The organism is Pseudomonas sp. PAMC 26793 (assembly GCF_000313235.1).
GTDB classification, from domain to species: domain Bacteria; phylum Pseudomonadota; class Gammaproteobacteria; order Pseudomonadales; family Pseudomonadaceae; genus Aquipseudomonas; species Aquipseudomonas yamanorum.
In genome coordinates this window covers 101,516-115,163 of record NZ_AMXG01000035.1, presented here as the reverse complement: position 1 = coordinate 115,163, position 13,648 = coordinate 101,516, and the positions used below count along the sequence as shown (strand labels likewise).

The 13,648-nt window shown below is 59.7% G+C and carries 14 protein-coding genes and 1 pseudogene; 7 read left to right on the top strand and 8 right to left on the bottom strand.

The window, feature by feature from the left end:
• The first annotated feature begins 24 nt into the window (after positions 1 to 24).
• Positions 25 to 1,374 (top strand): MFS transporter, encoded by a 1,350-nt coding sequence (locus tag D109_RS0114560; RefSeq protein WP_026077974.1) that lies wholly within the window; start codon positions 25 to 27, stop codon positions 1,372 to 1,374.
• A gap of 10 nt (positions 1,375 to 1,384) precedes the next feature.
• Entirely contained in the window at positions 1,385 to 2,734 is a 1,350-nt protein-coding gene (gudD, locus tag D109_RS0114555; protein ID WP_017477547.1) for a glucarate dehydratase, read from the top strand.
• Between the two features lie 2 nt (positions 2,735 to 2,736).
• On the opposite strand, the gene D109_RS0114550 is transcribed toward gudD, so the two are convergent.
• Entirely contained in the window at positions 2,737 to 3,624 is an 888-nt protein-coding gene (locus D109_RS0114550) for an NAD(P)/FAD-dependent oxidoreductase (RefSeq protein WP_017477546.1), read from the bottom strand.
• A gap of 144 nt (positions 3,625 to 3,768) precedes the next feature.
• On the opposite strand from D109_RS0114550, the gene D109_RS0114545 reads away from it, so the two are divergent.
• Positions 3,769 to 4,218: an Rrf2 family transcriptional regulator gene (locus tag D109_RS0114545; protein WP_026077973.1), complete on the top strand. Its 450-nt coding sequence runs from the start codon at positions 3,769 to 3,771 to the stop codon at positions 4,216 to 4,218.
• A gap of 7 nt (positions 4,219 to 4,225) precedes the next feature.
• Here the strand turns inward: D109_RS0114545 and D109_RS0114540 are convergent, their stop codons facing one another.
• A complete protein-coding gene (locus D109_RS0114540; RefSeq protein ID WP_017477544.1) occupies positions 4,226 to 4,843 on the bottom strand; it encodes a TetR/AcrR family transcriptional regulator in 618 nt (205 codons plus the stop codon).
• Between the two features lie 146 nt (positions 4,844 to 4,989).
• Between D109_RS0114540 and D109_RS0114535 the strand changes: the two genes are divergently transcribed.
• Positions 4,990 to 5,430 carry a hotdog fold domain-containing protein gene (locus D109_RS0114535; RefSeq protein ID WP_026077972.1) on the top strand — a complete coding sequence of 147 codons (441 nt, stop codon included), beginning with the start codon at positions 4,990 to 4,992 and terminating at the stop codon, positions 5,428 to 5,430.
• A gap of 822 nt (positions 5,431 to 6,252) precedes the next feature.
• Here D109_RS0114535 and D109_RS01000000131935 read toward each other — a convergent pair.
• Positions 6,253 to 6,855: pseudogene (locus tag D109_RS01000000131935) on the bottom strand (HAMP domain-containing protein); the annotation flags it as partial.
• A gap of 36 nt (positions 6,856 to 6,891) precedes the next feature.
• Positions 6,892 to 7,896 carry an amidohydrolase family protein gene (locus D109_RS0114525; RefSeq protein ID WP_017477541.1) on the bottom strand — a complete coding sequence of 335 codons (1,005 nt, stop codon included), beginning with the start codon at positions 7,894 to 7,896 and terminating at the stop codon, positions 6,892 to 6,894.
• A gap of 140 nt (positions 7,897 to 8,036) precedes the next feature.
• Here D109_RS0114525 and D109_RS0114520 point away from each other — a divergent pair, with 140 nt between their 5' ends.
• Both D109_RS0114520 and D109_RS0114515 read left to right on the top strand, forming a co-directional pair.
• Entirely contained in the window at positions 8,037 to 8,453 is a 417-nt protein-coding gene (locus tag D109_RS0114520; protein ID WP_017477540.1) for an OsmC family protein, read from the top strand.
• A gap of 63 nt (positions 8,454 to 8,516) precedes the next feature.
• Positions 8,517 to 9,389: a pirin family protein gene (locus D109_RS0114515; protein ID WP_017477539.1), complete on the top strand. Its 873-nt coding sequence runs from the start codon at positions 8,517 to 8,519 to the stop codon at positions 9,387 to 9,389.
• A 135-nt stretch (positions 9,390 to 9,524) separates the two neighbouring features.
• Here D109_RS0114515 and D109_RS0114510 read toward each other — a convergent pair whose 3' ends face one another.
• The 4 genes from D109_RS0114510 to D109_RS0114495 all read right to left on the bottom strand — a co-directional run bounded on the left by D109_RS0114510 (position 9,525) and on the right by D109_RS0114495 (position 13,239).
• A complete protein-coding gene (locus D109_RS0114510; protein WP_017477538.1) occupies positions 9,525 to 10,253 on the bottom strand; it encodes a dienelactone hydrolase family protein in 729 nt (242 codons plus the stop codon).
• A 66-nt stretch (positions 10,254 to 10,319) separates the two neighbouring features.
• The gene (gene htpG / locus D109_RS0114505) at positions 10,320 to 12,224 is read right to left on the bottom strand and encodes a molecular chaperone HtpG (protein ID WP_026077971.1); all 1,905 of its coding nucleotides are present in this window, start codon (positions 12,222 to 12,224) and stop codon (positions 10,320 to 10,322) included.
• 89 nt (positions 12,225 to 12,313) lie between these two features.
• Positions 12,314 to 12,766, bottom strand: a complete 453-nt coding sequence (locus D109_RS0114500) for a PaaI family thioesterase (protein WP_017477536.1) — start codon at positions 12,764 to 12,766, stop codon at positions 12,314 to 12,316.
• Positions 12,763 to 13,239 (bottom strand): PaaI family thioesterase, encoded by a 477-nt coding sequence (locus tag D109_RS0114495; RefSeq protein WP_017477535.1) that lies wholly within the window; start codon positions 13,237 to 13,239, stop codon positions 12,763 to 12,765. The genes D109_RS0114500 and D109_RS0114495 overlap by 4 nt, the downstream gene beginning before the upstream one ends.
• 158 nt (positions 13,240 to 13,397) lie before the next feature.
• Between D109_RS0114495 and D109_RS0114490 the strand changes: the two genes are divergently transcribed.
• Complete coding sequence (locus tag D109_RS0114490) at positions 13,398 to 13,640, top strand: hypothetical protein (RefSeq protein ID WP_017477534.1); 243 nt, start codon at positions 13,398 to 13,400, stop codon at positions 13,638 to 13,640.
• Positions 13,641 to 13,648: the final 8 nt, after the last annotated feature.

Genomic DNA, 13,648 nt, shown 5'->3' with positions numbered 1-13,648 from the left:
AATAATCAGTGGGAGTTTGACCTCGTGACCTCTTCCAGCCCTGCGACAGCTGCGCCTGCCACCGACCCGGTCCTGGCCCGCGCGATCAAGAAAGTGAAGAGCCACGTGCTCCCGCTCTTCGTGATCATGTTCATCGTCAACTACATCGACCGCGTCAACATCGGCTTTGTGCGTACCCATATGGAGCACGACCTGGGCATTGGTGCCGCCGCCTACGGCTTCGGCGCCGGGTTGTTTTTCATCGGCTACGCGCTGTTCGAAGTACCGTCCAACATGCTTCTGCAAAAAGTCGGCGCACGCATCTGGCTGACCCGCATCATGTTCACCTGGGGCATCACCGCGACGTTGATGGCCTTCATCCAGAACGAAACCCACTTCTACATCCTGCGCTTCCTGCTGGGCGTGGCCGAAGCCGGCTTCTTCCCTGGAGTGATCTACTACTTCACCCGCTGGTTGCCCGGTGTCGAACGCGGCAAGGCGATTGCGATTTTTCTCAGCGGCTCGGCCCTCGCCTCGCTGATCTCCGGCCCCTTGTCCGGCGTGCTGTTGCAAATCACCGGCCTTGGCCTGCACGGCTGGCAGTGGATGTACATCATCGAAGGCATGGCGTCGGTACTGCTGTGCTTTTTCGTGTGGTTCTGGCTTGACTCCAAGCCCCACGACGCCAAGTGGCTCAGCCTTGAAGAAAAGGATGCGCTGGTGGGCGAGATCGACCGCGAGCAGCGCGAGCGTGACGCCGCCACCACGGTCAAGCCGACCCTGGGCAAACTGCTCAAGGACCGCCAGATCATGCTGTTCTGCGCCCTGTACTTCTGCATCCAGCTGACCATTTACGCCGCCACCTTCTGGCTGCCGAGCATCATCAAGAAAATGGGCGACCTGAGCGACATCCAGGTGGGTTTCTACAACTCGATCCCGTGGTTGATCTCGATCATCGCGATGTACGCCTTCGCCGCATTGGCGGGCAAGTTCAAGTTCCAGCAAGCGTGGGTCGCGGCGGCACTGTTGATCGCTGCGGTCGGGATGTTCCTGTCCACCACCGGCGGGCCGATCTTTGCCTTTATCGCCATCTGCTTTGCGGCGATCGGCTTCAAGTCGGCGTCCTCGCTGTTCTGGCCAATTCCTCAGGGTTACCTGGATGCACGCATCGCCGCAGCGGTGATCGCGCTGATCAACTCCATCGGTAACCTCGGCGGGTTTGTCGCGCCCACCACCTTTGGCTTCCTGGAACAGACCACCGGTTCGATCCAGGGCGGCCTGTATGGCCTGGCGGGCACTTCGATCCTTGCGGCGATCCTGGTGTTTTTCGCCAGGACACTACCTGCGCCGACCGCCAGCAACGTGCTGCAACCCGCCCCCGTCTTGAGCAAATAAGGACTCCACGATGAACACAGAACACCAGCACCACGCCAATGGCGCCCCAGTCGTTACCGGCCTGCAAGTCATCCCGGTGGCCGGCCACGACAGCATGCTGCTCAACCTCAGCGGCGCCCACGGGCCGTTTTTCACGCGCAATATCGTGATCCTTACCGACAGCGCCGGCCGTACCGGTGTGGGTGAAGTACCGGGTGGCGAACGCATCCGCGAAACCCTGGAAGACGCCCGCAGCCTGGTGATCGGCAAGCCCATCGGCCAGTACCAGAGCATCCTGAATGCCATGCGCCAGACCTTCGCCGCACGGGATTCGGCGGGCCGGGGTTTGCAGACGTTTGACCTGCGCATCACCATCCATGCCGTCACGGCGATGGAAGCTGCACTGCTGGACTTGCTCGGCCAGTTTCTTGAAGTCCCAGTGGCAGCCCTTCTCGGCGAAGGCCAGCAACGCGACGCAGTGAAGATGCTTGGCTATCTGTTCTACATCGGTGATCGCCAGCAAACCGACCTGGCTTATCGCAGTGAAGACAACGCCGAAGACTGGTTCCGCCTGCGTCACGAACAAGCCATGACCCCCGAAGCCATCGTGCGTCTGGCGGAGGCGGCCAAGGCGCAATACGGCTTCAATGACTTCAAACTCAAGGGCGGCGTACTGCGCGGCGCCGAAGAAATCGAAGCGGTCACGGCGCTGGCCGAGCGCTTCCCCGATGCGCGCATCACCCTGGACCCCAATGGCGCCTGGTCACTGAAAGAAGCCATCACCCTGTGCCGCGACCAGCACCACGTACTGGCCTACGCCGAAGACCCTTGCGGTGCGGAAAACGGTTACTCCGGGCGTGAAGTCATGGCCGAATTCCGCCGTGCCACCGGACTGCCGACCGCCACCAACATGATCGCCACCGACTGGCGGGAAATGGGGCACGCGATCCAGTTGCAGTCCGTGGACATCCCCCTGGCCGATCCGCACTTCTGGACCATGCAGGGCTCGGTACGGGTCGCGCAGATGTGCCACGAATGGGGCCTGACCTGGGGCTCGCATTCCAACAATCACTTCGACATTTCCCTGGCGATGTTCACCCAGGTGGCCGCCGCCGCGCCAGGGGAAATCACCGCCATCGACACGCACTGGATCTGGCAGGACGGCCAGCGGTTGACCAAGGCTCCATTGAAAATCGTCGACGGGCATATCAAGGTGCCGGCCAAACCGGGCCTGGGCGTGGACATCGACATGGACGCCGTGGCCCACGCCCACGAACTGTACAAAGGCATGGGCCTGGGGGCGCGTAATGACAGCGTGGCGATGCAGTTCATGATTCCGGGCTGGACGTTCGATAACAAGCGGCCGTGCCTGGTGCGCTGACCTCAGCTGAAGATCATCGAAAAGTGCGCGCCCACCCCGGCGCGCACGCCCTCACCTACTGCCAGCGCTACCGAGCCGCCGGCCAGGTTGGCATCACCACAGGCAAACACGCCAGGCACCGTGGTTTGGCGCGTTTCGTTGGTCAGTAGATAAGGTCCGGTCGGCCCCTCGACAAATTCACATCCCAACTGCTCGGCCAACGGGCTGGTTATGCGCGTTCGGGACAGGGTGAAAATACCGTCCAGGTTGATCACCCGGCCGTCTGCCAATTCCACATCCGCCCGCTCCCCGACAATCCGCCGTACCGCCTGGCTTTCGATATGGACGCTACGCCGCTCCAGTTGCGCCTGCTGATCGGCATCCGGCACAAATACGCCGTTGGTAAACAGCGTGGTGGTGCCCCAATCCGGCAGCAGCATGGCGTGATGCATCGCCAGCGGCGAAGTCGCCAGCACGCCGATGCGGCCTTGATCCAACTCGTAGCCGTGGCAATACGGGCAATGGAACACATGCTTGCCCCAGCGCTCCTTCAGCCCTTCCACCTCGGGCAACTCATCCACCACGCCGGTAGCAAGAATCAGGCGCTTAGCGTTGAACCCACCGTTGCAGCGGGTGTGCACCACGAAACCGTCCTGGCGCTGGGTCGCTTCAACGGCGGTGTCCTGCACCCAGGTCACCGTCGGATACGCCATCAACTGCCCTCGCCCTTCGGCGGCGATCAGCTCCGGCGGCTGGCCATCCTGGCTGAGGAAACCATGGGAGGTGGCCGCAAACCTATTGCGCCGCTGCCCGGCATCGATCACCAGCACCTTGCGCCGAGCCCGCGCCAGTTGAAGCCCAGCGGACATTCCGGCGTAGCTGCCGCCCACGATAATCACGTCGTAAACCATGAATATGACCTCTCTGATGCCCCTGGCATCGGTTGCCGGGCATTCACGACACACCATAAGTTACATAAAAATACCTCGTCAAGTGTCTCGCAACTCTAATCGTTACGAACGATACTTTCGGGCAGGACATCCAGAGGTTTGCAGATGAGAAACGACACTCGACTTTCGCGCATGCTCCACGTGCTGATCCACATGGGCCGTCACGAGGAACGCGCCACCTCGGAGACCATCGCGCAGATGCTCGGCACCAATGCGGTGGTGGTGCGCCGCACCCTGGGCCTGCTCAAGGAGAAGGGTTATGTGCGTTCAGAAAAAGGTCATCAGGGCGGCTGGAGCCTGGGCAAACCCTTGAGTGAAATCACCCTGCTGGACATCCACAACGCCCTCGGCACGTCGTCGATCTTTGCCGTCGGCTTGTCCACTGATCATCCGCAATGCCTGGTGGAACAGGCCGTTAACGCGGCGCTGAACCAGGCCTTTGATGACGCCCAGGCGTTGCTCCTGCAGCGCTTGGGCGAGGTGACGCTGGCCCAGTTGGCGGATGATTTTGATGAACGCTACCAGGTAGCGATGACGCCGGTGCCGTGCGCGTAACGGCGCCCTAAGCACCGCCCACCGAACGCCACGCGGCCTCGGCCAGGGCTTCCCGGTAAACCCGCGGGCTGCTGACTGACGGGCCGGCCAGCCAGGCGCGGCAATAGCTGTCGGCCTGGCCGATAATCAGTGATGGCAAGAGTTCGGCGGGTACCTGGTTGAGCTGATCACTACGCCCAGGCAGCGCCATCCAATCCTTCAGCACGGCATTGCGCGCCTGGTTACGGCTTTCCAGTTCGGCGGCGAACGGCCCCTTGGTCACGGCGAAATGCGCGTGGTACTGGAAACGCGCCCATTGCGGTTCGCTGTCGACCCAATCGACATAGCTGTGGACCAGCGCGTACACGCCCTCCTTCGCCGTTTCGGCCGACTCAAGATAGCGCCCACGCAATTCGGCCTGGTCCTCCAGCGCGGTGAAAAACAGCGCGGCGACCAGGCCTTCCTTGTTGCCGAAGTGGTGATAGATCGCGCCGACGCTGGTGTCGCATCGCGCACGAATCATCTCGATGGTGGTGGCTTCAAGGCCCTGTTCGTTAAACAGGTCGAGGGCGGCCTTGAAGATGTCGCGCTTCAATTCGGCCCTTCGGCCAGGGAAGCAACGCTGGAGCAGATCCGGGGTTTGCATGCTGAACACGAACTCAATCGCTGAAGAAAGGATAAGCCCGGGCAGCTTGACAGATTTCCCGTGGGCAGAATAGTGTTCCGTTACAGAACACTATTCTGTAACGGAACAAGATTCCGTAAATCTCACACCCTCAGCGAGGCAGCACCATGAGTCAGGCTTTGAGCATGTTCAACAGTGTGGGTCCCGAAGCGTTCAGCACACTGGCGTGTCAGATGGCGCCCTACTTCAGCACCATCAATCCGTTGATGACCCAGTTGCGTCCGGGTTTTGCCTCGGTGGAAGTGCCGTTCAGCAAGGCCATTACCAACCACCTGGGCACGGTGCACGCCATTGCCATGTGCAACGCTGCGGAGTTGGCGGCGGGCACCATGACGGACGTTTCTGTGCCGGCCGGGGCGCGGTGGATTCCCAAGGGGATGACGGTGGAGTATCTGGCCAAGGCCAAGAGCAGCGTGACGGCGACGGCTAATGGTGAGGGGATTGATTGGCAAACGGCGGGTGACAAGGTGGTGCCGGTGGAGATGCTGGATGCGGAGGGGAAATTGGTGTTTACCGCGCGGATTACCATGAATGTGAAATTGGGGTGAGGGGGTTGGGGGTTGGGGGCATATCCTTTGCTGCGGTAACGGCTGCTGACGGTTCCGCTCTTACAGCGGCTCACTTTTGAAGATCGCAAAAGTAAGCAAAACGCTCTTGCCCCACCACTCGGCTCCTCGCCCAGGCTCGGTGTGCCCACTCCGGCTTTGGACCGTGGGCCGCCGCGATGGGCCATCCATGGCCCAGCGCGGCTAACCCGGCGTCCTGCCGGGTTACCCACGCTCCAAAGCCTGCGTTCGGCCAGCGTGGTTTAACGGGGCGCCTAAGATCAAGATCAAAAGCAGATCAAGAGCACAGCGGCCTACCGGCCGGCTTGAGTGTTGAAGAGCAAAAGCCAAATCAAAATCTAAAGCGGGCACGGTCCAAAAAATGTGGGAGCGGGCTTGCTCGCGAAGGTCGTTAACGATGACGCTGGCATCCTGAATGAACGCGGCGCCCTCAGGTTTTTCGCGAGCAAGCCCGCTCCCACAGAAAAGCAGCTTTGCTTTCGCTCTGGCTTTTAACACTCAAGCCGGCCGGGAGGCCGCTGTGCTCTGCTTTTGATCTGCTTTTGATTTTGATCTGCAGGTCCCGTTAACCACGATGGCCGTGCCGGAGTGCGGGCATGCCGAGCCTAAGCGAGGCACCGAGTGGTGGGGCAAAGACCTTTTGGTTACTTTTGGCTGGGCCGGCATTCCGGGCGTTTGCCAAAAGTGACCCGCTGTAAGAGCGGAACCCTAAGTGGCCGTTACCTAGATAACGGATATACACCCCACTCTCCAAAAAACACGGGCCTACACAGCAAACCTAGCCACCATGGTGTTGAGTTCCACCGCCAACCGCGACAACTCCTGGCTCGCCGCACTGGTCTGATTCGCCCCCGCCGACGTCTGCTGCGCCGAATCGCGAATATTCATCAAATTGCGATCCACCTCCCACGCCACCGCCGCCGTCATCTGGTTCACCGCCGTGGCCGCCTGCTCAATTTCCTGACTTTGCTGATGCAGCCCACGGGTGGCATCTTCCGTTACACAACTGAGCTCTTCGGAAGCCGACGCCAATTGGCTGGACGAATCGGATATACGCCGAATGGTTTCCCGCAGGCTCTCCTGCATGCTTTTCAGCGCCTGCTGCAAACGCGCCGGTTCATCCTTGCCACTGACGGTAATCACGCCGGTAAGATCGCCACTGGCCACGCCCTGGGCGACTTTCAGCGACTGGGATAACGGCAGCACGATGCTGCGGGTCAGCAGCAACACCAGGCCAATGGTGATCAGTGCCGTCACGGCAATCATGCCGACCACCCAACTGCGCGATTGGGTGAATACACTTTGGGCCAGGCTCGGCGCCTGATTGGCGCTGACCTTGTTCAGCGTCACCAGCTCACGCAGGGTGCCGGCCAACTCATCGGCCAACTGGTTCATCTCACCGTTGACCGCCCCGCCTCGGCTGTAGCGATTCAGCTAAACCAATCACCTGGGCTTAGGCAGAATCGCCAGGAAATTGTCCCGTGCGACCTTTCTGGCCACGTCTTCAGGCAGCGCATCAAGGAACGGGTCAAAGCTGCGCATTTCCTTACCCAGCTTGTTGAACCGTCCTACCACGTCTGAGCCGAGCATGAAGCGGTCCGGGAAGCGCTCTACCAGCTTTATCCACTCAGGGCGTGGCTTTCCCGCCTCATCCAGCAAGTAAGGCGTGAGCACGCTCCAGGACAGGTCGACGTACAGGTTCGGATAAGCCTCCAGCATCCGCGCCAGGGTCGGCAGCAGGAAATCCATCTGCGTCTGGTGCCGGTGGATTTCCATGCTGCTGCCCGCGTGGGCCCAGATAAACCGGGTGTGCGGATGATTGCGCAGCGGCTCTTCCATTTCCGCCAGGTACAACGGATTTTTCTCACGCTTGGAGGTGATGTTGGAATGCACCATCACTGGCAGATCATTCTCCGCCGCTAAGTGATAGATGCGCGTCATCGCCTCGTTATTGGCCCTCGGGGTGTCGCCGGAGGTCAGCGCAGTCAGGTCGTCGTGACGGGTGAAGACTTCACCGATGCCTTGCCACAGCCCTGGATTGAGGTCGAGCATGCGCTGGATGTGGGACGCGGCGTTTTTATCGTTGGGGTTGAAACCGCTGAGGAACGGGTGAAAGTGCTGGCGTTGCTCCGGGGCCAGCTTATTCACCGCATCGGCGACAAAGACGTCAGTGGCGCTGTACCAATACGCGTCGGCATCGTCACCGGCGTAATAACGCGGACGCTTGGGTTCGTCTTCATGCCATTTCTTGGCCACGGGAATGCCGGAAATCATCACATGTTCGATGCGATTATCGGCCATAGCCTTGAGCAACTTGTCCATGCCCGCCGACTCCTGAAAGAAGTCGACATAGTGCAGGTGTGCATCGCTGTAGGCATAGTCGCGGGCCTGCACCGCAAGGCTCGCGGCGGCCAGTAACAGGGCAATACTCAGGCGGGTCCGGCGCACAGGGGTCTCTCAAACAAGGGCTAATGAAGGTAGACCTCAGGCCTCATCCGCGGGTTCAGCGGTAAACAATGGGGAACACCAAGGTGCCAGCATGCTCTATAACTGCATGACCTTCTCCCTGCCACCCTGTGAGGTTTGCCATGCCTGTTACCGTGAACACGCTGAACGCCGAAAACTTTCGCCACAGCGTCAACATCAATAACCATGAGCTGTTTACCGACCTGCCCAAGAGCCTGGGCGGCGACGATTCGGCGCCCTCTCCCCACGATTACTTCGATGCCGCGCTGGCGTCGTGCAAAGCCCTGACGGTCAAGCTCTATGCGCAGAAAAAAGACATTCCGCTGACCGGCGTCACGGTGGAAGTCACCCACGACAGTACCGAAGAGCAAAAGGGCAAATACAAGCTCAGCGTCAAACTCACCCTCAAGGGCGTACTCACCGACGAGCAGCGTGATGAACTGCATCGCGTGGCGGATCGCTGCCCGGTGCACAAGCTGATGACTACCGCCGAAGTCACCATCGAGACCAAGCTCTCGGAAGGCGCCTTCAGCCAGTAGCGGCAACCTCAAGTCGAGCGGGTTATGCTCATGCCATCTAACCCGCTCAGACTGGGATGCACCATGACCACAACGACCGTGATCCGCCCGCGCGCCGAAGATGTGGAAGGCCAACCGATCCTGCGCCCGCTGCCCTCCCGGCAATGCCGCAGCGTCGGGCCTTTCGTGTTTTTCGACCATATGCTGCAAACCCGTTATGCCCCGGGCACCGGCATGAATATTCGCCAACACCCGCATATCGGCCTCTCCACCCTGACCTACCTGTTTGAAGGCGAACTCCTGCACAAGGACAGCCTCGGCTCCGACCAGTTGGTCAAGGCCGGGGACGTCAGCTGGATGACCGCCGGCAGCGCCATTGCCCACGTTGAACGTAGCCCCGAGGCGTTGAAGGCCAGTGGTTTCAGCCTGCACGGGTTGCAAGTGTGGCTGGCCTCGCCCCGGGAACATGAGCAAGGACCTGGGCACTACAGCCATCACCCCGCCGCCAGCTTGCCGGTAAGTGACAACCTCGGCGTGCAGATTCGCCTGATTGCCGGCAGCGGCTTTTGCCTCGAGTCACCCGTGCCGGTGTTGTCGCCCACCTTGTATGCCGAGGTGCGGATGCAGACGGCTACGACGCTGCTGATCCCGGATGAGCATGCAGAACGGGCGGTGTATGTGCTGGAGGGTGAGGCGCAGTTGGATGGCGAGGTGCTGGAGGTGCATAGCCTGGTGGTATTGCCGGCAGGCGAAAGCATGGCGCTGTTTGCCGAGACCGATTGCCATCTGGTGGTGTTCGGCGGCGCGGCGCTGGATGGGCCACGGCGGATTAACTGGAATTTTGTGGCGAGTGATCCTGCGTTGATCGAGCAGGCTCGGCAGCGTTGGGCGGCTGGGGATTGGCCGACAGTGCCGGGGGAAAGCGAGCGGATTGAGTTGCCTGGAGGCAAGGCTTAAGCGCTTTATTGCCGGTGAAACAGCCTTCGCGAGCAAGCCCGCTCCCACATTTTGACCGTGTACACCCTGAAGGAACGCGGTCGAAAGGTGGGAGCGGGCTTGCTCGCGAAGGGGCCAGCTCAGGCAACCGAACTATCAGCCCTTGAACACTTCATCCAGCAAGTTATGCATCGACTGGAAGGCCCGTGCAGCGGTCTTCGCGTCATACATCATCTTGCCCGGAACGTTCGCGTGCGGATCGGTAAACGAGTGCACCGCACCGCCGTAGCTCAGCAATTGCCAATCCACACCAGCCGCGTTCATTTCATCTTCAAACGCCGGCAGTTGCTCTTTCGGCACCAACGGGTCGGAAGCACCGTGCAACACCAGCACGGAACCCTTGATGTTTTTCGCATCGTCCGGGTTCGGTGTGTCGAGGCTGCCATGGAACGAAACTGCCGCTTTCAACGGCGCACCGGTACGCGCCAGCTCCAGGGAGCAGCAGCCACCGAAGCAGAAACCGAAGGTTGCCAGCTTCGAGGTATCCACCGCGGCTTCGGTCTGGTGTTTCAGGTGATCAAGGGCGACCTGCATGCGTTTGTTCAGCAGTACCCGGTCATTCTTCAACGGCATCATTGCCGCGCCCGCTTCATCGCCATTCGACGGGCGAACCGTTTGCCCGTACAGGTCGGCGAGCAGCACCACGTAGCCCTTGCTGGCCACACTCTTGGCGATCTCTTCAGCACCGGCGCTGACACCCATCCAGTTCGGCGCCATCAACAACCCTGGCAGCGGGCCTTTATGACTGGCATCAAACGCCAGGCGGCTTTCATAAGGCTGGCCATCAATCTGATAGACCACGGAACGCACGGTGATTTGGCTCATCATTTACTCCAGGTGAAAGGCTCTAGAACGAAAAAACCCGCCGAAGCGGGTTTTTCTACAACGGTGTTAAACCGACAGTTCAACCAACAGCTTGTTCAGTCGGCGCACATAAGCGGCCGGGTCTTTCAGGCTGTCGCCGGCAGCCAGGGCTGCCTGGTCGAAGAGGATGTGCGACAGGTCGCCAAACCGCTCTTCGCTCTGCTCGCCGTCGAGTTTCTCGATCAGCGGATGAGCCGGGTTGAATTCGAAGATCGGCTTGGAGTCCGGAACCTTCTGGCCGCTGGCTTCCAGGATCTGACGCATCTGCATGCCCAGGTCCTGCTCGCCGATGGCCAGGATCGCCGGGGAATCAGTCAGACGGTGGGAAACCCGCACTTCGCTGACGGCATCGCCCAAGGCGGTCTTGATTCGCTCAACCAGGCCCTCTTTGGACTTGGCCACTTCTTCGGCAGCTTTCTTGTCTTCTTCGGAATCCAGGTTGCCCAGGTCCAGGTCGCCACGGGCGACATCAACAAAGCTCTTGCCGTCGAAGTCGCTGAGGTAACTCATCAGCCACTCGTCGATACGGTCGGTCAACAGCAGCACTTCAATGCCTTTCTTGCGGAAGACTTCCAGGTGCGGGCTGTTCTTGACCTGAGCGTAGGTTTCGCCGGTCAGGTAGTAGATCTTGTCCTGACCTTCCTTGGCGCGAGCCAGGTAGTCGGCCAGGGAAACGGTCTGCTCACCGTCGTCACCGTGGGTCGATGCGAAACGCAGCAGGCCGGCGATTTTTTCCTTGTTGGCGAAATCTTCTGCCGGGCCTTCTTTCATGACCTGGCCGAAGTTTTTCCAGAAGCCCTTGTATTGCTCAGGCTCGTTCTTCGCCAGTTTTTCCAGCATATCGAGGACACGCTTGGTCAGCGCCGACTTCATCGAGTCGATGATCGGGTCTTTCTGCAGGATTTCCCGCGACACGTTCAGCGACAGGTCGTTGGAGTCGACCACGCCTTTGATAAAGCGCAGGTACAACGGCAGGAACGATTCCGCCTGGTCCATCACGAACACGCGCTGCACGTACAGCTTCAGGCCTTTCGGCGCTTCACGCTGGTACAGGTCGAACGGAGCACGGGCCGGTACGTAGAGCAGCGAGCTGTATTCCAGCTTGCCTTCGACCTTGTTGTGGCTCCAGCTCAGCGGGTTCTCGTAGTCATGGGCGATGTGCTTGTAGAACTCCTGGTATTCCTCGTCTTTGACTTCGGTACGAGGACGGGTCCACAGGGCGCTGGCACGGTTGACCACTTCCCATTCCTGGGCAGGCGCCTCTTCGCCTTCGGCCGCCGCTTGTTCTTTCGGCAACTCGATCGGCAACGCAATGTGGTCGGAGTACTTCTTGATGATATTGCGCAGGCGCCAGCCATCGGCGAACTCGTCTTCACCGGACTTCAGGTGCAGCACGATGCGGGTACCACGGTCTGCCTTGTCGACGGTGGCAATTTCAAATTCGCCCTCGCCTTTGGACGACCAGTGCACGCCTTCGCTGGCAGCAAGGCCGGCGCGGCGGCTGAATACTTCAACCTTGTCGGCAACGATGAAGGCCGAGTAGAAACCCACGCCGAACTGGCCGATCAGGTGCGAATCTTTCTTCTGGTCGCCCGACAGGTTTTTCATGAAATCAGCGGTGCCGGATTTGGCGATGGTCCCCAGGTGGGTGATCGCATCGTCACGGCTCATGCCGATACCGTTGTCTTCGAGGGTGACGGTTTTCGCGTCTTTGTCGAAGCTCACACGGATTTTCAGTTCCGCGCCGCCTTCCAGCAACTCAGGCTTGGACAGGGCTTCGAAACGTAATTTGTCGACAGCGTCAGAGGCGTTCGAGATCAATTCGCGAAGGAAAATTTCCTTGTTGGAATACAGCGAATGGATCATGAGGTGCAGCAGTTGCTTCACCTCGGTCTGGAAGCCCAGGGTTTCCTTTTGAGTTTCCACACTCATGGTCATCAAACTCCAATTGGATGGCAGTGGCCGCGCCCTTGAGGGTTGGCGGCGGGTTGTCATCAAAGTTGGGGGCTAAGACCAGGATTTCAAGGGCGGGCCGATTCCTCAATCTTGAAATGTGCACGGGCGGTGGCAATCGGTTCGGCCTGGGTACTTTGCCACGCGGTAATCGCCACATTGGCTACCCGTCGGCCCTGGCGCCACACCTGGCATTTGGCGTAAGTGTCGCGAAACTGGCCGGCGCGCAGGTAATCCAGGGAAAAGTCGATGATTTTGGGGACGCCTGGTGCACCGGTAAATACCAGCAAATGCAAGGCTGCGGACAGCTCCATAAAGCCTGCAATCACACCACCATGGATTGCCGGCAATATCGGGTTACCAATATTGTCCTTGTTGGCCGGCATGCGGAACAGCAATTCATCCCCCAGCCGCGTGCATTCGATGCCAATTAGCTTGGCGTAGGGAATCAGGTTGAGCAGTGCCTCATAGTTGCCCCGCTCGTGGGCTTGCTGCAGACGGGTCTTGAACTGATGTTTCATGGTTGTTCTCCCTTGATCGTACTGCCCAGTCCCTGACTGCCCTTGAGGCGCTTGCCCATGCGCATGAAGGTGCCCACCACATGGGCAATCGGCTGCTGTGGGTCGTCCTGATAGGCGAAGCCGCGGGTGAAGATCACGTCGGTGGTCACCCGGTAGCACTGGGCAAAACCGAATACCGGCTTGTGGGGCTCGGCCGGGTGCATGTAGTCGACACGCAGGTCCAGGGTCGGGCAGACCTCGAACTCCGGCAACACACACAAGGTGGCCATGCCGCAGGCGGTGTCCATCAAGGATGTGAGCGCGCCGCCGTGGATCACACCGGTCTGCGGATCACCGACAATATGCGGTCCATAGGGCAGCACCAGCGTCATGCCGTCTTCACTGGCGGCATGGACCTGGATACCCAGCACCTGGCAGTGGCGCAAGGCTGAAACAAAGCGCGTGGCACGGGATAAAAGAGGATTTTCGGTCATTCAGTCTGGACTCTTATTAGTGTTGACCCGCTGTGTAGACCGTGCGGGTGAAAGTTCCTTGGCGGCTGTGGTTTATATATCTGTGTAATAAAAGGAACTAATGCTGAACCCCTACGCTCGAAAGGCCAGAAGATATCTTCAATAAGGAGAAACACCCCATGCGCAAGACTTTAGCTATTTCCATGATGCTGGCCGCTGCCCTCGGTCTCGCTGCCTGCGACAAGAAATCCGAAGACAAAGCCCAAGATGCCGCAGCACATTCTGAGCAAGCTCAGAAAGACATGGCGAAGGCTCAGGATAAAGTGAATGACGCTGCGAAAGAAAACGCCGATGCTGCCAAAGCTCAGGCCGAATCGAACGAAGCCGCTGCAAAAGAAGCAGCACCTGCAACCGGTTCTTGAGTCTGACG